22 protein-coding genes and 1 tRNA gene are annotated in these 20,175 nt (G+C 70.1%); 14 read left to right on the top strand and 9 right to left on the bottom strand.

Going from position 1 to position 20,175, the window contains the following annotated elements; genetic code table 11:
- Positions 1–33 precede the first annotated feature (33 nt).
- Genes Sdi02f_RS15565 through Sdi02f_RS15555 form a run of 3 tightly spaced genes read right to left on the bottom strand, consistent with a single transcriptional unit; the run spans position 34 to position 1,956 of the window.
- Positions 34–441 (bottom strand): arsenate reductase ArsC, encoded by a 408-nt coding sequence (locus Sdi02f_RS15565; RefSeq protein ID WP_108933484.1) that lies wholly within the window; start codon positions 439–441, stop codon positions 34–36.
- Positions 434–1,558, bottom strand: coding sequence for an ACR3 family arsenite efflux transporter (gene arsB, locus Sdi02f_RS15560; protein WP_108933483.1), 1,125 nt, complete (start codon positions 1,556–1,558; stop codon positions 434–436). Before arsB ends, Sdi02f_RS15565 begins: the two co-directional genes overlap by 8 nt.
- Positions 1,555–1,956 (bottom strand): ArsR/SmtB family transcription factor, encoded by a 402-nt coding sequence (locus tag Sdi02f_RS15555; RefSeq protein WP_030400571.1) that lies wholly within the window; start codon positions 1,954–1,956, stop codon positions 1,555–1,557. Before Sdi02f_RS15555 ends, arsB begins: the two co-directional genes overlap by 4 nt.
- An 80-nt stretch (positions 1,957–2,036) precedes the next feature.
- On the opposite strand from Sdi02f_RS15555, the gene Sdi02f_RS15550 reads away from it, so the two are divergent.
- The 5 genes from Sdi02f_RS15550 to Sdi02f_RS15530 all read left to right on the top strand — a co-directional run bounded on the left by Sdi02f_RS15550 (position 2,037) and on the right by Sdi02f_RS15530 (position 8,321).
- The gene (locus Sdi02f_RS15550) at positions 2,037–2,507 is read left to right on the top strand and encodes an ArsI/CadI family heavy metal resistance metalloenzyme (RefSeq protein ID WP_030400572.1); all 471 of its coding nucleotides are present in this window, start codon (positions 2,037–2,039) and stop codon (positions 2,505–2,507) included.
- Between the two features lie 466 nt (positions 2,508–2,973).
- Positions 2,974–3,636: a DedA family protein gene (locus Sdi02f_RS15545; RefSeq protein WP_031082453.1), complete on the top strand. Its 663-nt coding sequence runs from the start codon at positions 2,974–2,976 to the stop codon at positions 3,634–3,636.
- A gap of 128 nt (positions 3,637–3,764) precedes the next feature.
- Positions 3,765–4,925 carry a sensor histidine kinase gene (locus Sdi02f_RS15540; RefSeq protein WP_108933482.1) on the top strand — a complete coding sequence of 387 codons (1,161 nt, stop codon included), beginning with the start codon at positions 3,765–3,767 and terminating at the stop codon, positions 4,923–4,925.
- Positions 4,925–5,560, top strand: a complete 636-nt coding sequence (locus tag Sdi02f_RS15535; RefSeq protein ID WP_037798700.1) for a response regulator — start codon at positions 4,925–4,927, stop codon at positions 5,558–5,560. Before Sdi02f_RS15540 ends, Sdi02f_RS15535 begins: the two co-directional genes overlap by 1 nt.
- Positions 5,561–5,969: 409 nt before the next feature.
- Positions 5,970–8,321, top strand: a complete 2,352-nt coding sequence (locus tag Sdi02f_RS15530) for an MMPL family transporter (protein ID WP_108933481.1) — start codon at positions 5,970–5,972, stop codon at positions 8,319–8,321.
- 101 nt (positions 8,322–8,422) lie between these two features.
- Here the strand turns inward: Sdi02f_RS15530 and Sdi02f_RS15525 are convergent, their stop codons facing one another.
- Entirely contained in the window at positions 8,423–9,001 is a 579-nt protein-coding gene (locus Sdi02f_RS15525; protein ID WP_030400577.1) for a TetR/AcrR family transcriptional regulator, read from the bottom strand.
- Positions 9,002–9,092: 91 nt separating this feature from the next.
- Here Sdi02f_RS15525 and Sdi02f_RS15520 point away from each other — a divergent pair, with 91 nt between their 5' ends.
- The gene (locus tag Sdi02f_RS15520; protein WP_030400578.1) at positions 9,093–9,539 is read left to right on the top strand and encodes an anthrone oxygenase family protein; all 447 of its coding nucleotides are present in this window, start codon (positions 9,093–9,095) and stop codon (positions 9,537–9,539) included.
- Between the two features lie 26 nt (positions 9,540–9,565).
- Complete coding sequence (locus tag Sdi02f_RS15515) at positions 9,566–9,991, top strand: DUF4267 domain-containing protein (protein ID WP_030400579.1); 426 nt, start codon at positions 9,566–9,568, stop codon at positions 9,989–9,991.
- Positions 9,992–10,177: 186 nt separating this feature from the next.
- Here the strand turns inward: Sdi02f_RS15515 and Sdi02f_RS15510 are convergent, their stop codons facing one another.
- Positions 10,178–11,686, bottom strand: coding sequence for a serine/threonine-protein kinase (locus Sdi02f_RS15510; protein WP_108933480.1), 1,509 nt, complete (start codon positions 11,684–11,686; stop codon positions 10,178–10,180).
- Between the two features lie 182 nt (positions 11,687–11,868).
- Between Sdi02f_RS15510 and Sdi02f_RS15505 the strand changes: the two genes are divergently transcribed.
- From Sdi02f_RS15505 to Sdi02f_RS15495, 3 genes are all read left to right on the top strand, one after another.
- Entirely contained in the window at positions 11,869–12,864 is a 996-nt protein-coding gene (locus Sdi02f_RS15505; RefSeq protein WP_108933562.1) for an alpha/beta hydrolase, read from the top strand.
- Positions 12,865–13,063: 199 nt separating this feature from the next.
- Positions 13,064–13,441 (top strand): nuclear transport factor 2 family protein, encoded by a 378-nt coding sequence (locus tag Sdi02f_RS15500; protein WP_108933479.1) that lies wholly within the window; start codon positions 13,064–13,066, stop codon positions 13,439–13,441.
- Positions 13,442–13,667: 226 nt separating this feature from the next.
- Positions 13,668–14,096 carry a cyclophilin-like fold protein gene (locus tag Sdi02f_RS15495; RefSeq protein WP_368668288.1) on the top strand — a complete coding sequence of 143 codons (429 nt, stop codon included), beginning with the start codon at positions 13,668–13,670 and terminating at the stop codon, positions 14,094–14,096.
- Positions 14,097–14,174: 78 nt separating this feature from the next.
- Here the strand turns inward: Sdi02f_RS15495 and Sdi02f_RS15490 are convergent, their stop codons facing one another.
- Positions 14,175–14,756, bottom strand: a complete 582-nt coding sequence (locus tag Sdi02f_RS15490; protein WP_030400583.1) for a TetR/AcrR family transcriptional regulator — start codon at positions 14,754–14,756, stop codon at positions 14,175–14,177.
- Between the two features lie 102 nt (positions 14,757–14,858).
- On the opposite strand from Sdi02f_RS15490, the gene Sdi02f_RS15485 reads away from it, so the two are divergent.
- Complete coding sequence (locus tag Sdi02f_RS15485) at positions 14,859–15,830, top strand: NAD(P)-dependent alcohol dehydrogenase (protein WP_108933478.1); 972 nt, start codon at positions 14,859–14,861, stop codon at positions 15,828–15,830.
- A gap of 253 nt (positions 15,831–16,083) precedes the next feature.
- Here the strand turns inward: Sdi02f_RS15485 and Sdi02f_RS15480 are convergent, their stop codons facing one another.
- Positions 16,084–16,527: a nuclear transport factor 2 family protein gene (locus Sdi02f_RS15480; RefSeq protein ID WP_108933477.1), complete on the bottom strand. Its 444-nt coding sequence runs from the start codon at positions 16,525–16,527 to the stop codon at positions 16,084–16,086.
- Positions 16,528–16,943: 416 nt separating this feature from the next.
- Between Sdi02f_RS15480 and Sdi02f_RS15470 the strand changes: the two genes are divergently transcribed.
- A tRNA-Trp gene (locus Sdi02f_RS15470) sits at positions 16,944–17,016 on the top strand.
- Between the two features lie 165 nt (positions 17,017–17,181).
- Here the strand turns inward: Sdi02f_RS15470 and Sdi02f_RS15460 are convergent.
- Positions 17,182–17,760: a TetR/AcrR family transcriptional regulator gene (locus Sdi02f_RS15460; RefSeq protein WP_108933476.1), complete on the bottom strand. Its 579-nt coding sequence runs from the start codon at positions 17,758–17,760 to the stop codon at positions 17,182–17,184.
- Between the two features lie 81 nt (positions 17,761–17,841).
- Between Sdi02f_RS15460 and Sdi02f_RS15455 the strand changes: the two genes are divergently transcribed.
- Together Sdi02f_RS15455 and Sdi02f_RS15450 are read left to right on the top strand one after the other, a co-directional pair.
- On the top strand, positions 17,842–18,615 hold the full coding sequence (locus Sdi02f_RS15455) for an oxidoreductase (RefSeq protein WP_108933475.1): 774 nt from the start codon (positions 17,842–17,844) through the stop codon (positions 18,613–18,615).
- A 39-nt stretch (positions 18,616–18,654) separates the two neighbouring features.
- On the top strand, positions 18,655–19,023 hold the full coding sequence (locus tag Sdi02f_RS15450) for a VOC family protein (protein WP_031082477.1): 369 nt from the start codon (positions 18,655–18,657) through the stop codon (positions 19,021–19,023).
- Between the two features lie 226 nt (positions 19,024–19,249).
- On the opposite strand, the gene Sdi02f_RS15445 is transcribed toward Sdi02f_RS15450, so the two are convergent.
- Positions 19,250–20,083 carry an SDR family oxidoreductase gene (locus tag Sdi02f_RS15445; protein ID WP_108933474.1) on the bottom strand — a complete coding sequence of 278 codons (834 nt, stop codon included), beginning with the start codon at positions 20,081–20,083 and terminating at the stop codon, positions 19,250–19,252.
- Positions 20,084–20,175 lie beyond the last annotated feature (92 nt).

The following is a 20,175-nucleotide window of genomic DNA, read 5'->3' as shown; positions in this document are numbered from 1 at the left end:
ACGACGACGTCAGCCTTTCTGCCGTGGGACGTGTCAGTGGGTTCGGAGTTCGGTGAGCATGCTGCGAACGCGCTGTGCGATCTCGTCGCGGATGGGCCGGATAGCGTCGATGCCCTGACCGGCCGGGTCGTCGAGTGCCCAGTCGAGGTACCTCGTGCCGGGGAAGACGGGGCAGGTGTCGCCGCAGCCCATGGTGATCACCACGTCGGATGCCTGTAGCGCCTCCGCGGTGAGGATCTTGGGCGTTTCGGCGGACAGGTCGATGCCGATCTCGGCCATCGCTTCGACGACGGCCGGGTTCACGGCGTCGGCCGGGGCGGATCCGGCGGAGCGGACCTCGACCTGTCCTTCGGCGAGGTGGGCGAGGAACGCGGCGGCCATCTGGGAGCGGCCTGCGTTGTGCACGCACACGAAGAGCACGGACGGCTTGGTCTCAGGCACGGGCAGAGCCTTCCGGGGCGACGGTCCGACCGGACGGCATGACGGGCGGAGGGAAGTGGCGTCGGACGGCCAGGGCCACGTGGACGAGACCGATGAGGACCGGTACTTCGATGAGAGGGCCGACGACGCCGGCGAGGGCTTGGCCGGAGGTGGCGCCGAAGGTGGCGATGGCGACGGCGATGGCCAGCTCGAAGTTGTTGCCCGCGGCGGTGAACGCCAGCGTCGTCGCCTTCGGGTAGTCCAGTCCGACCGCGCGGCCGACGGCCATGGACCCGGCCCACATCACGGCGAAGTACACGAGGAGCGGCAGTGCGATGCGGGCGACGTCGAGCGGCTGGGAGGTGATGGAGTCGCCCTGGAGAGCGAAGAGCACCACGATGGTGAACAGCAGCCCGTAAAGGGCGAACGGGCCGATACGCGGAATCAGCTTCGTCTCGTACCAGGTGCGGCCCCTGGCCTTCTCGCCCAGGCGGCGGGTGAGGAACCCGGCCAGCAGAGGAATGCCGAGGAAGATCAGTACGGAGCGGGCGATCTCCCACATCGAGATGTTCAGTCCGGTCTGCTCCAGGCCGAGCCAGCCGGGCAGCACGGAGAGGTAGAACCAGCCGAGCACACTGAAGGCGATCACCTGGAACACGGAGTTCAGGGCGACCAGGACGGCGGCGGCTTCCCGGTTTCCGCAGGCGAGGTCGTTCCAGATGATGACCATGGCGATGCAGCGGGCGAGGCCGACGATGACCAGGCCGGTGCGGTACTCGGGCAGGTCGGGCAGGAAAAGCCAGGCGAGGGCGAACATCAGCGCCGGGCCGATGATCCAGTTCAGTACCAGGGAGGGGATGAGCAGGCGCCGGTCGCGGGTGATGGCGTCCAGCCGGTCGTAGCGCACCTTGGCGAGCACCGGGTACATCATCACCAGCAGGCCCAGTGCGATGGGCAGGGAGACGCCGGTGACGGTGACCTTGGCGAGTGCGTCACCGAGGCCCGAAACGAGGCGGCCCAGGCCCAGGCCCACGCCCATCGCGATCAGAATCCAAACGGCCAGGAAGCGGTCCAGGAACGAGAGCCGCCCGGCGGCCGGGCCCGTGGGCGCCACGGCCGTGGTGGTGTCGGCGCTCATGAGGCGGCACCGGTGGTCGCGGTTGCGGTCGGCGGCTGTCCGGCGGGCCGGGTGAGGATCTGGGCGAGGCGGTCGGTCATCTCTGGCAGGAGCCGGTAGTACACCCACGTACCGCGGCGTTCGGAGGCGATGAGCCCGGCCTGCCTGAGCAGCTTGAGGTGGTGGGAGATCGTCGGTTGCGACAGGTCGAAGGCGGGGGTGAGGTCGCAGACGCAGACCTCCCCGCCCGCGCGGGAGGCGATCATCGACAGCAGCCGCAGCCGCACCGGGTCGCCCAGGGCCTTGAACACCTTCGCCAGCGTCTCTGCCTGGCCCTCGGCCAGTGGGGTGGTCAGCAGGGCGGGGCAGCACCCCCTGGTGTCGTCCTGGCCGAGCACCACAAGCTCTTGTTTCGACATGCCTCTATGTTGACGTTCTTCGATTCAAGGCGCAAGGTTGTATCGACAGTGTTCAATGCAACCTGATGGGGGAGTCCGTAATGTCCCGTGCCCAGCTCGCGCTCAACGTCGCTGACCTCGAAGCGTCCGTCGCCTTCTACTCCAAGCTCTTCGGGGTCGAGCCCGCCAAGCGCCGTCCCGGCTACGCGAACTTCGCGATCACCGCCCCGCCGCTCAAGCTCGTCCTCATCGAGGGCGAGCCGGGACAGGAGACCCGCCTGGACCACCTCGGCGTCGAGGTGGAGAGCACCGACGAGGTCACCGCCGCCACCACCCGGCTCAAGGAGGCCGGGCTCGCCACCTTCGAGGAGAGCGACACGTCCTGCTGCTATGCCCTCCAGGACAAGGTCTGGGTGACCGGCCCCGGCAAGGAGCCGTGGGAGGTCTACGTCGTCAAGGCCGATGCCGACCAGATGGGCAAGAGTGCCGACCTGGACGGCGACGCCTGCTGTTCCGGCCGGCCGGAGGCGGCCGAGGCCACGCCTGCGGCGGGCTGCGCCTGCGGTGGCTGAGGCATCGCGTGCGGGGTGCCGGTCCGGGGCTGATCGGGCCCCGGACCGGTCGACGCCCGGGCGATCTACCGGGCAAGCCGACAACTCGGCTCCCACGACCTGCTCTTCAGGCGTCAGCCCCTACGACACCACGCTTTGGAGGTCAGTAACTGCATGGTGACGTCGTTCGTCCTGATGGGCGCAGAGCCAAGTCCGTTGCAGCCAACGGGACTTGAGGGGGGCAAGAGGGGGGAGGCCGATCAGGCCGGAAACAGGGCGTCCAACGAATGCCGTTCCGCCGGCACCTTGCTGCCGATTCCCCGTCCGCCCCCACCTCGGACCCTGCGGAAAACCGCAGGGTCCGAGGTGCGGGAAACCGTACGACTTCGACGGCTATCCGCATACCGGCGCTGAGCAGGCACTTCTAGCGTGGTCAACGGATCGCGGCACCGGCCCGCGGCGTGCGCTTCGTACCTGGAGACTTCGTATGGACCACATCCCCCTTGCGCTGCCACAGGAGCCTGCGGACGGCATCGCGGGATGGGCGGCCGACCTGGTCGACGCCATGGGCGCGCCCGGCGCCGGCCTCGCTGTCGCCCTGGAGAACGTTTTCCCGCCGCTGCCGAGCGAGATCATCCTGCCGTTGACCGGCTTCGCCGCCGGACAGGGAGTCATCAGCCTGTTCGCGGCCCTCTTCTGGACCACTCTCGGGTCCGTGGTGGGAGCCGCGGTCCTCTACTGGATCGGCGCACTGGTCGGCCGCGAGCGGATGTACGCGATCTGGGCGAAGCTGCCGCTGGTCAAGACCTCCGACCTGGAGCGGACGGAGGAGTGGTTCGCCAAGCACGGCACCAAGGCCGTCTTCCTCGGCCGCATGGTGCCGATCTTCCGCAGCCTCATCTCCGTGCCGGCCGGCCTGGAACGCATGCCCCTGCCGACCTTCCTGGCCCTCACGGGCCTGGGCACGCTGACGTGGAACACCGTGCTCGTCATGTCGGGATACTGGCTGGGCGACCAGTGGGACAAGGTCGGCGACTACGTCGGTGTGATCAGCAAGGCCGTCCTGGTCATGGTGGTCCTCGCCCTGGCCTTCTACATCCTGGTCCGGCTGCGCTCGCGCGGCACCGCCCAGCACCGCCGCTCGTCGTGACCAGTCCCGTCCTGACCCGGACCGAGCGATCTTGCCCCGGTTGCGCCGCCCCACTAGGCTCACCGAATGTGCAGGGGGATTCGGCGGACACGACCATCCAGCCCCTCCCGACGGTGCCCGGAACCACGTTGCCGGCAGCAGAGCCCGCGGCCAAGCCCGCCCCGGCGCTGCCGCGGCGCGCCGCGGGCGTCTTCCTGGGCTGTCTGACCGCGGTGCTGGGACTGTTGTACTTCGTCGTCGCCGGTGTCCCGCTCGGCCCGCTCCTGCTGTGGCCGCGCACCCGGCGCTGGGCGTTCGCCGTCCTCACCTCCGGAGCCCGGCGGCTGACGGCCCTCGAACGGTGGCGCCGCTCGGTCTTCTTCGGGGACTCCTTCCCCGATCGTCCCGTGCCCGACCAGCACATCCTGCGCTACCTCGCCGCCCGTGCCTACGCCGGCCTGATCACCGGCGTGGTGCTCGGCCTCCTCGCCTTCGGCGCCGTCCTCGCGGGCCTGCTCGTCGCGAGTCTGGCCCGGGGCACCCTCGACGGCCGGGAACTGGTCACCCAAGTCGTACTCGGCGGGGTGCTGCTCTTCCTGGACGTACAGGGCCTGCTCTCGCTGGAGGCGCTCGACGCGCGGATGGCCCGAGAGTGCTTCGGGCCCTCGGAGCGCGAGCAGATGCAGCAACGCATCGACGAGTTGGCCACCAGCCGGGCAGCGGTGCTCCAGGCCGTCGACACCGAGCGCCGGCGCATCGAGCGGGACCTGCACGACGGCGTGCAGCAGCGTCTGGTCGCGCTGGCCATGCTCCTCGGGCGGGCCCGTCGCGGCGGCCGCACGCCCGAGCAGGCGCGCAGCCTGCTGGAGCAGGCCCACAAGGAATCACAGGACGTCCTGACGGAACTGCGGGAAGTGGCCTGGCGGGTGTATCCGACGGCGCTGGACAATCTGGGGCTCCAGGAGGCGCTCGCCGGGGTGTCGGAACGGTGCAGCATCCCCATCCGGACCGACTTCGCGCTCGCCGAGCCGCTGCCCGCCTCCGTGGAGACCGCCGCGTACTTCGTCGTGTCGGAGGCGGTGACCAACGCCGCCAAGCACTCGGCCGCCACGGAGATCCAGGTGAGCGTCCGCAAGTACGGGCCGGTCCTCGTCGTCCAGGTCGAGGACGACGGCGTCGGCGGCGCCAAGCCGGAGGGCAGCGGACTGACCGGGCTGCGCACCCGCGTCGGCGCCCTGGACGGCCGGCTGCACGTCCACAGCCCCTCAGGGGGCCCCACCACGATCACCGCGGAGCTGCCGTGCGCGTAATGCTGGCCGAGGACTCGACCCTGCTGCGAGAAGGGCTGGTCCGGCTCCTCAGCGAGGAGGGTCACGAGGTCCTGGCCGCAGTGGGCGACGCCGTCGCCCTCCTGCGGGAGATCGAGCTGCTGCGGCCGGACATGGTCGTCGTGGACATCCGGATGCCTCCCACCCACACGGACGAGGGGCTGCGGGCGGCGCTGGAGATCCGCAAGCGGTGGCCCGGCGTCGGGGTGCTCGTCCTCTCCCAGCACATAGAGCGCAACTACGCGGCGCAGCTGCTCACGGCGAACGCGGAGCGGGTCGGCTACCTGCTGAAGGACCGGGTCGCCCAAGTGGAGGAATTCCTCGACGCACTGGAACGGATCGAGGCGGGCGGCGCCGCCATCGACCCGGAGGTCGTACGGCAGCTGGTGATCCGCACGACACACAGCGACCCGCTGGCCCGGCTGACCCCTCGGGAGCGCAGCGTCCTGGAGACACTGGCGCAGGGGCACACCAATGCGGCGATCTCGGAGAAGTTGCACATCTCCATGAGCACCGTCGAGAAGAATCTCAACATGATCTTCGACAAGCTCGAACTCGGCCACGCCACCGGCTACAACCGCCGGATCCTGGCCGTACTGCGGTACCTGGAGTCCTGACGCGCGACGTGCCGCCTCTGTTTTCCTGACGATTTCGGCACCCTGCTGCCGGGTGAGGACCGTGACTCCGATTTCCTCCCTCAAATGTCGCCGCGCCTCGGCGGATCATCGCCAAGGAATGTGCGTCTATTGCTCACCCTTTCGGGGCGCCGGTCAATTCGCGCTCCGAACGTAACCGTCCGTCTTTCAAGGGGCGAGGATTCCAAGAGGCGTTACGGTTTTCCGCAGGTTTCTGCCTGCGGTTTCCCGCAGGGCGGCACCTGCGGCTTTCCGCACGGTGAACCTGCGGAAAGCCGCGGTCAGTACGACGGTTTACCTCGTATCCCCCGACTTCCGGTGGATCTAGCGTTCTGCTCGTCGAGATCCGACCCGCTTTTGGGGCCGGCCTGCAGCAACGGAAGGACGCAAGGTGCGAAAGAAGCCGGCAACAGTACGGATCGCGCGATGGAGTGCCACGCACCCGTGGTCCGCCATCGGCCTGTGGGTCGTCTTCGTCGCCGCGTGCCTCGTTCTGGGCGGAGCGGCAGGTACGAACGCGATCAGCGACGAGGAGTCCGGCGTCCGCGAGTCCGGCCGGGCCGGCAAGATCGTTCACTCCGGTGACTTCCCCGAGAAGGCCGAGGAGAACGTACTGATCACCGCCGAGGACGGCGGGAAGCTGGACCCTGCGGCCGGCCGCGAGGCCGCCGCGGACGTCGTCGAGCGGATGAAGGCCCTCGACGAGGTGGAGGACGTCGGCGACCCGGTCCCCGCACCCGACGGCGAGGCCCTGCTGGTCCCCGTGACGATGAAGGGCGACACCGAGAACGCCGACCGGCGCGTGCAGCCGTTGCTCGACGCCGGAGCGTCGGTCCAGGACGCCCACGAGGGCGTGCGGGTCGACGAGGTGGGCACCGGTTCGACCGCCAAGGGCCTGTCGGAGACGCTCGGCGAGGACTTCAAGAAGGCCGAGCTGATCAGCCTGCCGCTGACCCTGCTGATCCTGCTCGTGGTCTTCGGAGCGATCATCGCGGCGGGCGTGCCGGTGGTCCTGGCCCTCTCGTGCGTGGGCGCCGCCGTCGGACTGTCCACGCTCGCCTCCCACGTCCTGCCCGAGACCAGCGCGGTCGGCAACGTCATCCTGCTCATGGGCATGGCCGTGGGCGTGGACTACTCGCTCTTCTACCTGAAGCGGGAGCGCGAGGAACGCCGCGCGGGGAAGTCCCACGTCGACGCCATCGAGGTCGCGGCGGAGACCTCCGGGCACACGGTCGTGGTGTCCGGAACCACCGTCATCGTGGCCATGGCCGGCCTCTACCTGGCGCACGAGGCGACCTTCGCCTCCCTGGCCACCGGTTCGATCATCGTGGTGGCGGTGGCCGTACTGGCCTCGCTGATCGTGCTGCCCGCCCTCCTCGCCAAGCTGGGACGCTGGGTCGACAAGCCCAAGGTGCCGTTCCTGTGGCGGCTCACCATGCGCTCGGGCGAGTCGCGGGTGTGGCCCGCGCTGCTGCGTCCGGCGCTGTCGAAGCCGTTCATCACGCTGGTGGTGTCCGTGGGCGCGCTGCTGCTGCTGGCGGTGCCGGCCCTCGACATGAAGCTCAAGCAGCCGGGCTCCGACGACCTGTCCCGGGACATCGCCGTGGTGCGGGCGATGGACCGGCTCACGGCACACTTCCCCAGCAAGGGCACCGTGCACCAGGTCGCCGTCCGGGCGCCCGCCGACCGGGCCGACGACGTGAAGACCGCGTTGAACGGCCTCTTGGAGCGCACCGCGAAGGACGAACTCTTCGCCCACGACTCCATCCCCACCATCGAAGTGTCCGAGGACGGCAGGGTGCACATCGTCGACGTCGGCACCCCTTTCCAGCCGAAGAGCGACGGGGCCCGTGAGTCCCTGGACGTGCTGCGCGAGTGGGTGCCGCACGCGATGGCGGACGTGCCGGGCGCCGAGAGCGCGGTCGGCGGCAAGGTGGCGCAGGGCGTCGACTTCACGGCGCACCTCGAGGAGCGCATGCCCTGGGTGGTGGGCTTCGTCCTGCTGCTGACCTTCGTCACCATGGTGCTGATCTTCCGGTCGATCGCCGTGGCGCTCTCCGCGATCCTGCTCAACCTGCTCTCCGCCGCGGCAGCCTTCGGTGTCCTGGTCGCCGTCTTCCAGAACACCTGGGCCGAGGGTTTGCTCGACTTCCACAGCTCGGGCGCGGTTGTCTCCTGGCTGCCGCTGTTCCTGTTCGTGGTCCTGTTCGGGCTGTCGATGGACTATCACGTCTTCGTGGTCAGCCGGATCCGCGAGGCGGCCCTCGCGGGCGCCCCGACCAGGACCGCCGTCCGTGAGGGCATCACCCGCTCCGCGGGCGTGGTCACCAGCGCCGCGATCGTCATGGTCGGAGTCTTCGCGATCTTCGGCACGCTGAGCATGGTGGAGTTCAAGCAGTTGGGCGTCGGTCTCGCGGCCGCCATCCTGCTGGACGCCGTGATCATCCGGATCTACGTGCTGCCGGCCCTGATGACGGCGCTGGGCAAGGGGAACTGGTGGCCCGGCAGGGTCTCGCGCCCCGGCGGACCGACCTCCTTCCCGGACCAGACCGAGCCCGCCAGGCGCAACGCCGAGGAGCAGCCCCAGTACGCGCGGTTCGCCGCCGAGCAGCAGTACGGGCAGCCGTCCGCGCCACAGGCTCCGCGGCAGCCCTACCAGCAGGGCGGCTACCGGCACGACGGACACCAGCGGCCCGGCCAGTACCACGACGAAGCCCCGCGACCCGGCTCCTACCAGCAGTAGAGCCAGCTCCACCGCGAGGAAGAGGGTCGCCCGTCATCCCCGGACGGAGACGGCCCTCTTTCCTCCCTCTTTCTCGTGTGCCCGGCCGCCGGGACGGTGTGTCAGACCACGGCGAGCCGGTCCACCAGCAACTCCACCCTCTGCGCGGCGTCCTCCGGCAGCAAGCGTCCCGCCCGGGTCAGAGTCGCAAGGCCGTGCAGGGACGCCCAGAACACCTCGGTGAACAGCCCCGGATGGACACCGTCCCCGGCGACCTCGCCCAGGCTCTCCAGCAGTGCGGCGAAGGCGTCCTTCAGCGGCTCCGGGGTGTGCTCCTGCGCGTATGCCAGGCCGCCGTCGAGCTGGAACAAGGCGTCGTAGACCGCCGGGTTGAGTGCGGCGAAGTCGAGGTAGGCGCGGGCGAGCGCGGCGACCCGTTCGCGTGGGCCGTGCGCGGCGGAGGTCGCGGCACGCACCGCCCCGGCCAGCTCGGTGGCGCCCTCCAGGGCGACGGCGCCGATGATCTCCCGCTTGCCGCGGAAGTGGCTGTAGAGGACCGGCTGGCTGTACTCGATGCGCTCGGCGAGCCGGCGGGTCGTGACCGCGTCCCAGCCCTGCTGCTCGGCGAGTTCGCGGGCTGTCGCCACGATGAGACGCTCGCGCTCCGCCCTTTCGCGCTGCTTGCGTTCTTGTACTGACATGACCCAACCCTAGCACCGCTAGACAATCGAGCGGCAACAGTGCTAGCGTTGCCTCATCATCTAGCGACGCTAGATCCCAGGAGGGGTCATCATGCTCAACGCACTCGAGGTGTTCACCACCGTGATCGTCGGCCTGATGGTGGGGGTGGAGTTCTCCGTCGCCTTCGTCATGAACCGCATCTTCAGCGCCCTTCCCGAGGACAGTGACCAGCTCGCCCGTGCCCACGGTGGCCGGATGCTCGGCGCCCTCATGCCGTTCTGGTACATCGGCTCACTCGTCCTCAGTGCCGTCTGGGCCATCGCCGGATGGGACCGCCCCGGCACCGGACTCGTCGTCATCGCCGCCGCGCTGCTGATCGTCAGCGTGATCATGTCGCTCCTGCTGCTCGTCCCGATCAACAACCGGGGCAAGACGTGGACCCCCGAGAACCGGCCCGCGGACTGGAAGGAGCAGATGAACCGCTGGGACCGCTACCACTACGTCCGCGTCGCCGTCATCGTCGCCGCCTTCGTCTTCCTGGTCACCGCCCTCGTCTGAGACCGACACCCACAAGGAGCAGAACGATGTCGCTGAAGAAGACCAACACCGTCCTGGCCGTCGCTTTCATCCTCTTCATTCTCTGGTTCGGGTCGGAGTTCGTCCTGCGCCCGGAGACGGTGGCGCCGGGCTTCGGCCTGCCGAGCTGGCCGTCCGGGGACGGTGGTGGCTTCCTGATCGTCAAGGGCACCCGCGACCTCGTCATGGCCCTGGTGCTGGGGGTCCTGCTCGTGGCAGGTCACCGCCGGGCGCTGGGCTGGGCCATGCTGGTGGAGGCCCTTGCGGCATACGGGGACATGGCCAACGTGTTGGCCCACCACGGCTCCGTGGCCGCCGCGCTCGGCGTCCACGGCCTTACCGCGACACTGATGGTGGCCAACGGCCTGCTGCTCATGCGCGAGACCCGCAAGGTCACGACTGCTCCGGCCGCGCACGCTCCACGGCCCGCCTGACACCATGGCGCGGTCTGCCCGCCTGTCCCGAGTCTCGTACGGCCTTTTGCCCGGTCTCGAGGCAGGCGACGTTCAGGCACTCGTCCTGACCGGCTTCCCCTACGCCTCGCGCGCCCAGGAAAGGCCGGCCTCCTTGCCGGGGCGTCGCCTCGTCCTGCGTGGCGTGGTCGTGTCCCAGAGGGGGTGTTACGTGTCGCGGGAGCAGCGGCCCGATGGGTTCGCCGCCGGGGGCCGGCACTGGAGGGGGAAGTCGGTTCGGCTGGTGCTCAGGTAGCGTCCGATGCAGGTGTTCGCCGTATCACGTCCATGTTCGGCGCAGAAGGCAAGCGCTGCCCGCCCGTTGGGGAAGGGGCCCGGAGCGTAGATCACCCAGAAGCCCGGGCGGAGGGAGGCGTACTCGTCGCTACGGACGAAGGTCGCCTCAGGGACGGAGGCGCGGATGCGTCTGAGACGTTGGTCGCGCGCTGCGCTGCCCGAGGCGACGGGTTCGGAGAAGAGCTGTGCGATCCAGCGGCCGTCCGTGGGTGGATCGGAAGGCGTCCTCGACGGGGCCGGAGCGGGGGAGACCTTCTCCTGGGGGGACCTGGTGGGTGTCGCCGTCCGCTCAGCGGCGGGGCTGGACAGCGCGCTGGAGACGGTCGGTGCCGACGAGGTGCTCGTCGTGCCGTCTCCTGCACCGACTGCCTTCGCCCCGTTGTCGGTTGACCGCAGAGTGAGGCCCAGCGCAAGTGCCGCCCCGGCGGTCACGAGAGCGGCCGCGGCAGCGATGATCGTGGTGCGGCGGCGCCGAGGAATCCCGGATCCTGCGGTCTCCGGCAGGTCGCAGCTTGCGGTCGGGGTTCGAGTCCCCGGTGTCACCGCCGTCACCGTCGGCTGGGCCCAGTACGGGCTCGTGCCCCTTTCGACCTGGGCCAGCATGGCGTCCAGTTGTGCCGCGTCGGGCCGGGCCGAGGGATCGCGCACGAGGAGGGCGCCGAGGACGGGGGCGAGCGGACCCGAGTGGGCGGGCGGGGGAACCGGGTCGTCGAGGACGGCTGCGAGTGTGGCGAGCGTGGACGCGCGGCGCATCGGGCTTACGCCCTCGACACATACGTACAGGACGAGCCCCAGGGACCACAGGTCGGACGCCGGGTCGGCGTCGTGGCCGCGTATGCGCTCGGGGGCGATGTACTCGGGGGAGCCGATGAGTTCGCCGGTGGCGGTCAGCGAGGTGGTGCCCTGCAAGGAGACGATGCCGAAGTCGGTGAGGACGGCGGTGCCGTCGGGGCGCAGCAGGATGTTCGCCGGCTTGACGTCCCGATGCTGGATGCCGGCCGCATGAGCCACCGTCAGCCCGGAAAGCACCTGGCGGCCGATGCCCGCCGCATCTCGGGGGCTCAACGGGCCGGAGGCAAGGCGCTCTTGGAGCGACGTGCCGGGCACCAGCTCCATCACGATCCACGGGTGCGGTGCAGCCTCGACGATGTGGTGGACAGTGACGACGTTGGGGTGGCTGAGCCGTGCCAAGGCCCGGGCCTCGCGCAGGACGCGCTCGCGCATCGTGTCGGAGGCATCGATGTCCGGGCGTACGGATTTGAGTGCCACGTCACGGTGCAGCGTGGTGTCGCGAGCTCGCCACACCATGCCCATTCCCCCACTGCCGAGCCGCTCGATCAGCTCGAAACGGCCCTGAACGATGTCCCCCGGTGCGTCCATGCGATTCAGGGTAGGGGAAGAACGAGCAGTGAGACGGTCTTGGGAGATGCTCGCTTGCGCGTCGGTCGGGCCGCTCATGGCGCGCGGGTCGGTGCCCGCCAGCCGCACGACAGGGTGGTGCTGGGTCCACCCCTGTGGGGGTGCTGGACCGCTGGTGGGCCGAACAGGCCGTCCGTAGCGTCGTGTTCATGAGGGATGACACGAACGAAGAACGGACAGGCACCACCCGGCGGACGGCGCTGCGTGGGCTGGGACTCGCGGTGGGAGGCGTGGCGATGGCCACCGGGCTCGGGGCCTCGCCGGCCGCGGCGGCCCCGCGTCGCGGGCCCGCAACCTACGTACTGGTGCACGGCACCCACAGCGCCGGCGCGTTCTGGATGCCGATCGCGCGGGAACTGGTGCTGCGCGGGCACCGCGTCGTCATGGTGGACCAGCCGCGGCACGGCGCGGAGGCTTTCGTGGCGGAGTCGTACCAGCGGCAGGACCTCACGGCGATGGCGGTCGAGCCCTCCCCGCTGAAGGGCCTCGGGCTGGACGACTACGAGGCGCGCGTCACGGGCATCGTGCGGCGGGCCGCACGGAACGGCCCGGTGGTGCTGGTCGGGCACAGCCTGGGCGGCGTCTCGGTCAGCCGTGTGGGCGACGCCGTGCCCCACCTGCTTCACCACATCTGCTACATGGCGGCCTTCTGTCCCAGCCGTGTCCTGCCCACGGCTGACGCCTGCACGGCGGCACCCGAGAACGCGAACGCGGTCAGCCCGGTGGAGCTGACGGTGGGTGACCCGGACCGGCTCGGGGTGCTGCGGCTGAACTTCCGCACCGGTGTCAAGGGCGAGTTGGCCCTCCTGAAGGAGATGATCTGCGCGGACTACCCCGACGCCGACTTCCGCCGGGTCCTGGCCGGCATGCAGACCGACGAGCCCGTCGCCGCCTACGCGGGCCGAGCGGTCGGCCGGGCGGGCACCTGGGGACGCATTCCCCGCACGTACCTGCGTTTCGGCAGGGACCGTACGATCGCCACCGCGCTCCAGGACAGAATGATCGCGGAGGCCGACGCGTCCACACCCGGCAACAGGTTCCGCGTGCACGATTTTCCCGCGGCGTCACACGTCGGCCCCCTGGATCCCACCCCCGTTGCGGACGTCCTGGACACGCTCGCAGGGCACCGAGTCCAGTGACCTGAGTCGACACTCGGCCCCGGTGCGGTGTGCATCGTCCGGTCCGGAACTCCGCCGCTGTCGGCGACCGTTGCCCGGCAGTGCCAGGCCGTTCGTCCGGACGAAGACCGCCGACGTGATGCTGTGACAGGGGGTTCACCGGGGCCTGGGCGCAGGCTCGCAGGACGAACGCACGCGAAACTGCTGGTATTACTGGGGCATGCAGGAAGAGATTGCACGCTCCGCGATCGACATGTTCATCTCCGCGTTCAACGCCTCGGACGACAGCTATGTGACCGATCTGCTCTCCCAGGCTCTGACCTCAGACGTGGTCTTCTGGGGGCCGTTGGGCCGCAGCGAAGGGATCGCGGCGGTCGAGCGGTTCGTGCTGGACATTCGGCGCCACCCGGCGGGGACCGGCACGATGGTGCGCTGTTCGGCGGTGGACATGCCTGACGAGTGGGCCCGGTACCAGTGGGTCTTCACCACGCCGGACGGAGGTCCCCGCCTGGCGGGAACGGACGTCGTCCATCTGCGACGGAACCTCATCGACCAGGTCATCGTCTTCGCGGGCGAGATCGAACCGTCCGCCTCCTGAGGCGTCCTCCTGTCGCTGTCCATCTCCTGAACCCGTCCCCTCGGCCCTCAGGGCTGTGGTTCACGGTCGGCCAGGCCGCGGTGCTGAGGGGGCGTCCGCCCCAGTGGGCGAAGAGTGGTCCACGCTCATGTCTGTCGGCGTCCGCGCACTGCCGTAGGGATGTACTGCCGGTACGCCCCTTGCCGGTGACTCGCCGCGCGCGTGAAGAGGGGGTTTCCTGGGAGGCGTGGTGGTCCTCTTCCCTGCCTCCGGGTGGGGGAGGGGGCTGCAGTCCCGCCGCCCGCGACCTGGCCTCCTTGCTCCCGCTCACCCTCGGCCTGAGGACTTCCAGGGAACGGAGCGCATCGCCGACCCGCCGCGCGAGCTGACCACCGAGAACGCTCCCGAGCCGACCGCCGCCAAGGCCGGAGACCTCGCCTACTACGCCCCCTGGGGCAAACCTCGCCGTCTTCCTCAAGGACTGCCCCTCCGCCTCCCCGGACCTGCTGATCCTCGGCCACACCGACGCGGACGCCGACCAGCTCTCCGGAGCCGCCCGGATGACCGTCGAAGCGGCCTCCTGAACCCGCCCACCTCGCCGTCATCTGGTCGTCTCGTCCCCTCGCCTTCTCATGCGGAAGAAGTATCCGCATGCCCTCCGCCACCAGGTTCGTGACCGGGTCCCCTTCCAGCCGGCTGCCCCTCCCCGTCCGGGCGCTCGCCGACCGCCCCGACACTGCGGGGGAGGAGGGTGTCAGTGCGGCAGACGGATGCCGTCGATGACGAGGTCGAGCAGTCTGTTCGCCTGGGCGTCGTCCCTGTGGTGCTCGGTGGCGAGTGAGATGGCGTTGACGAGGGCGAGGAGGTCTTCGGGCTGTACACCGGCGCGCAGTGAGCCTGCCTGCTGTGCGCGGTGCAGGAGGTCTCCGGCCGTAGCTGTGATCATCGCTCGGCAGTCTCCGTTCTCTTGCAGGAGGTCGGTGTCCCGGCCGTCGCGCAGCAGTGAGGACGCCAGACCGCGGCTGGCCGCAGCGTAGATGTTGAGATCCCGGAGCCACGCGATGAGCGCGTCACCGGGCGCGCTGCGCCCGGCGTGCTCCCGGGCCCTGGCGCAGAGCGCCTCGACGCGGTCGTGGAAGACGACTTCGAGCAGGGAACGCCGGGTGGGGAAATGCCGGTGCAGCGTGGCCGACCCCACCTCGGCCCGGCGGGCGATCTCTTCCAGGGAGGCACCGGCGCCGTCCGCGGCGAACACTTCCTGGGCCGCGGCGACGATGCGTTCGTAGTTGCGCCGGGCGTCCGCGCGCATGGGGCGCTGCCGGGGGGAGTCGGTCACGGTGCCCTCCTTGCCGCTTGCTAAATGGGGTGGCTCTCCGGTTACTGTAGCCCAAGCAAAGTGGGGGGCCACCCCACTTTTATGGAGAGCGAGGGATCCCGCATGCGTGTCGTGCAGTACGACCGTTTTGGCCCGCCCGAAGTGCTACGCGTCAACGAAGTGCCCGCCCCGCGGCCGGGACCGGGAGAAGTACTCGTCGAGGTCCACGCCGCCAGCGTGGACGCGGGAGAGATCGCCTTCCGCTCGGGGCGGATGCGCCGGATCAGCCGGGCCCCGTTCCCCCGCGGCACGGGCGGCGACTTCGCCGGCCGCGTCTCGGCGACCGGGCCGGGCGTCCATGCCTGGCAGGCCGGAGACGCGGTGTGGGGGCTCATGCCCCACTTCGCCTTCGGCTCTCTCGCCGACTACGTTTCCGTTCCCCAGGAGCGGCTGGCCCGGGCGCCGAAGAACCTGAGCCTCGTCGAAGCCGCGGCTCTCCCCGTGTCGGGCACCACCGCACTGACGGCACTGACGGCACTGACGGACAAGGCCCATCTCGCCCCCGGCGAACGGCTCCTGATCCGGGGTGCGACCGGAGGCGTCGGCAGCGTCGCCGTACAGCTGGGCAAGGCCCTCGGTGCCCGTGTCACCGCCCTCGCCTCAGCCCGCAATCTCGGCTGGGTCACCGCACTCGGAGCCGACGAGGCGCTCGACTACCGCACCGCACGGCCGGCGGACCTCGGCCGCTTCGACGTCGTCGTCGACGTCGTGGGCACCGATCTGGGCTCCTATCGGGCGCGGCTGTCCCGGCGGGGGCGGATGGTGGCCCTCGCCTTCGACACCGACCGCATGCTCACCTCGATACTCGGGTCCGGCTTGCGGGCCGCCGTATCACCACGGCGGTTCAAGCTCTTCAGCAACAACCCTTCCGCGGACCGGATCGGCGAGCTGACCCGCCTCACCGAGGCAGGAAGCATCCGGCCCGTGATCGACTCGATCTTTCCCATGTCCGGCATCGCGGAGGCACACGGGAGGCTGGAAGCCGGCGGCGTCCGGGGGAAGTACGTGATCGACATGGAACGCGAACACGCGTAGCCGCACCAGGCGCCCACGCACTCGACGCTCCCGACCGTGGACGATGCATCAACTCCCGCGACGGCAAACGCTCGTAGGCCGTGCCGACAGATGGGGGCCGGTGGAGACGGCCGTGCCCGCGACCGGGACGCTGCTTCGAGCGAAGAACATCAGGAAGCGCAGAAGCACCTGAGCCCCCTTGGCGGAGGAGCGGACCCTTTCCGCGAGGGCCTGCCCCGGCACCGGCCAGGTCGCGACTCGGGGGGGGCGGGACTCAGGAAGGGGTGCACGCCTCGGCGATCGATACGCTGTTCTCGTAGAGGTGATGCCGGGTGATCCGGCCCTCCTCGACGGTGAGGCGCAGCGCGAAGGGGCCCTCGAAGGACTTCCCCGTCGCGCGCACGGTCCCCGAGAGGTGCCCCATCAGGACGGCGTCGGTGCCGTCAACGAGGAACGTGTCGACGGAGGCCCGTGCATCCTCGGCCACCGTGTGCTCGGCCAGCTCCGTGAACTGGGCGGCGCATTCGGCTCCGGTGGAGCGCGGCCGGATCCACGGGACGGCGGGGTTCTCGGCGAGTAGCCAGTCGACGTCGTCCGCGAAGAGCCCGACGAGCCGCTCGACGTCCCCGGCCATCCGGGCGGCGAGGAACTCCTGGACGACGTGGCGGGTGGTGTCGGTGACGGAACTCGCGGTGAGCTCAGCGGACGTGATGGGCATGGTTGCTCCTCGGGCCTTGGGTGCCGGAACCGTCGTCGGGATCTCGTTGACATGCACCACGTTGCCGCAGCAGGGGAGCGTGGTCGATGACGTCAGAGGTAATGGCCGGGTGGAGGGCTTCTACGTCCGTCGTCGAGCCCGAGTCGGTCGTGCGACGGCTGCTTAGGGGTGCGTGGTGCGTAGAGGGTGCCGTCGCGGAGCACGGCGAAGAGCACGCTGATGCGGTGGCGGCGGCGGGATCGGCCGCCCTGGGGGCCGCGGACCCGCGGCGGTGTCGGTCGCCGCATCGTGCGGTCGGACCGGAGCCGGCCGGGGATCTCGGCGGTCAGGTCACCCTGCTGAGTCGCGTTCGACGCCGCCCCTCAAATGACAATGCCAGGCCGATAGCGGGCCGACTATGATCCCGTACCGGGACGGGGGCGCAGCGCAGCGGTCGACGCGCGCGGTCTCCAAAATCGCGAGGACGCCGGTTCGAATCCGGTCGCCCCGCCTGCCCCGTTGCCGCCGTCGCTTGCTCTGCGGGCGACGGCGGCGCCATGTTCAGGGCGACGCGGGTCGGGGCCGTAGAGGGATGCTGTCGCCGGACGAGGAGCGCGGAGTCGACCCGTGTGAGGGCGGGCCGGAGTGTCGTGCCCGGCACGTGCGTCCGTCGGCTCAGCTCGCGCGCGGGGCCCCGTGGCGGAGGCCATCGAGGAGGAGGCCGGTGATCTGCCTGGCCTCGTCGAGCCATCCCTCGGTGGCACGCATGGCACAGATGCCGCCCAGGGCGCGCAGCAGGGTGGGGCCGGTGACGTCGCCGCGCACAGTTCCGGCCGCGCTGCCGGCGTCGAGCAGCCGGGTGAGGGCGTCGCCCATGCGGGTGCGGGCGTCGTCGAAGACAGGCGAGTTCGTCGCCATGATGCTCTCCAGCGCGACGGACATCCCCTTGCCCACGGCGGCATGGTCCACGAGCAGCAGCAGGAAGCGCCGCAGGGCCTCATCCGGGGCGTGCTCGTTCATCAGGCCGACGGGCGCGGCGCACAGGTCGTCGACCTCCTTGCGGTAGACCTCCTCGATCAGCGCCTCGCGGGTCTCGAAGTGGCGGTAGAGCGTTCCGACGGCGACGCCTGCGCTGCGGGCGATCTCCTCCACGTGCGCGTCGGTGTCGCCGTCGAGGAACGCTTGGCGGGCCGCTGACAGCAGTGCCTCGCGGTTGCGACGCGCGTCGGCGCGCAGTGGGCGTGATGACGGCAAGGATCCTCCATAAGGTGAGTCCGACTCCGTTTACGGGTATCGTTTCCGGAGTCAGGTTCATCTTACGGAGGAGAGTCCCCCATGCCGAACACCGACGAGGGCCTGGACGGCCTGCGCGTGCTGGTCACGGGCGGCAGCCGGGGCCTGGGCGCGGCGACCGCGCGCCGCTTCGTCGCCGCAGGCGCGACCGTGCTGACGGCCTCCCGCAGCCGACCCGAGGAGGACGGCGGCGCCACCTTCGTGCCGGCGGACCTCTCGACGCAGCAGGGCGTGGCCGAGCTCGGCCGCCGGGTCGTCGACCTGGTGGGCGGAGTGGACGTGCTCGTGAACAACGCCGGCGCGGCCAGCACCCCGGCGCCGACCCTGAGCCGGTCCGACGCGTCCTGGCGGGCGGACCTGGAGATCAATCTCCTCAGCGCCGTACGCCTGGACCGGGCCCTGGTTCCGGGAATGGTCGAGCGGGGCTCCGGCGTCGTCGTGCACGTCTCCTCGATCGCGAGCCACCTGCCCCAGCGCACGGAGGCGTCCTACGCCGCGGCCAAGGCCGCGCTCAATGCCTACAGCCGCGAACTGGCCACCGAGGTCGGCGCGCACGGAGTGCGCGTGGTCTGCGTCCTTCCCGGCTTCGTCGTCACCGAGGGCGCCACCGCCCACCTCCGCGGAATGGCGGAGGCGCGGGGCGTGACCACCGAGGACGTCACGCAGCAGATCGTGGACCACCTGAACGTCCCCATGGGCCGCCCCGGGGACCCCGAGGACGTCGCCGAGATGATCGCCTTCCTCGCCTCCGGCCGAGCGAAGTGGCTCACCGGGGCGCAGTTCCGCGTCGACGGCGGCATCATCCCGACCGTCTGAACACTGACCAGTGCCAGCGTGAAGAAGGGGAGCATCACCATGTCCATCACTCTGAGTTCCGTGATCATCGACGCTGCCGAGATCGAGACGGAGAGCGTCTTCTGGCACCGGCTGCTGGGTGGATCGATCCATCGCACGCCGACCCATCACTTCGTTCAGGCGCCCGGCCTCCCGGTCCTCGTCGTCCAGTCCGCACCCGGGCACGTCGCCCCGAGCTGGCCGGACGGTACCTCCCAGCAGATGCACCTCGACTTCGGCGTCGAGGACCTCGCGACCGCCGACCGGACGGCCACCGACGCCGGCGCCACCCGACTGCGCCCCACCGAGGAGATCACTTCGGACACCCGCACCGGCAGCCGCGTCTACGCCAGCCCGGCCGGGCATCCTTTCTGTCTGCGCGCGGCTTGACACAGGCCGACGCAGACCGCTGTCGGAGAGCGTCAGCCAGGGTCTTGCCGTGGTCGGTGGTTCAGGTCGTGGGCGACGGCTTCCAAGTCGGCCCGGCTGAGCGTGCGCAGGTCCGCGCGCTCGGGCAGATGCTCGCGACGCTGGCGGCCGGTGTTCTCGTTGGCACCGCGCGGCCCACTCGTCCAAAACCCTCCATGTGGAGGACTCTCACTCCAACCCCGGCGATTCAACGGAAGGCGTCGGCGTTTTCCGACGCCCACTGCCGGAACGGGCGAGCCGGCTCTCCGGTGACCTGGGAAACCGTGTCGCGCACCATCAGCAGCTTGGGGTTCACGTCTCCACCAGTGACGTCGAGTACCGCGTCGGCCGCTGCGGGCCCGAAGACCGCGGCCATCTGCGGGTGGGCCTGCTGACGGCTGATCTCGGCGAAGGGCACCTCCCGCCCCAGTGCTGCCGCGATGGCCTCGACCTGCTGTCGGGCGGTTATGGGCTCTGGCCCGGTCAAGGCATACGTGCGTCCGTGGTGGCCGGGCTCGGTCAGTGCCACCCGGGCCACCGACGCGATGTCCGCGGGGTGGATGGTCGGCAGCGCGGTCCCGGCGTACGGCGCGCGGACGGTCTTGCGGTCACGGATGGACGCAGCCCACATCAGGGCGTTCGAAGCGAACTGCGTCGGCCGCAGGATCGTCCAGGCCATGCCGGATTCCCTGAGCAGCTGCTCCACCGCCAGGTTCTCGTCGGCGGGGCCGAGGTGCGGGTGGGTCTGGACGGTGAGGGACGACACCAGCACGACGTGCTCCACTCCCTCCCGCCGGGCGGCTTCGAGGATGTCGCCGTCCGGGCCCAGACGCGACACGAGGAACAGCGAGCGCACCCCCTTCAGCGCGGTCTTCAGCAGCGTCGGCTCTGCGAGGTCGCCTTCCACGGTCTCCACACCTTGAGGGAAGACGGCCCGGGCGGCATCACGAGTGAGCCCTCTCAACGGTCCGGCACCGCGCGCGTGCAACTCCTTCAGCAGGGCACTGCCGATGTTTCCAGTGGCTCCGGTCACGAGGATCACCAGCGTGTCTCCCGTCGTCAGATGATCGAGTGGGCGACACGCTAGGACCTCAATCATGCTTCAGGTCAAGAAGACGCCTGGGCCCTTGCCGA

The sequence above is a fragment of the Streptomyces ardesiacus genome (genome assembly GCF_003112575.1).
GTDB lineage: Bacteria > Actinomycetota > Actinomycetes > Streptomycetales > Streptomycetaceae > Streptomyces > Streptomyces ardesiacus.
Note: the sequence above shows the minus strand (reverse complement) of the source record. Positions and strands in the feature narration are given on the sequence as shown.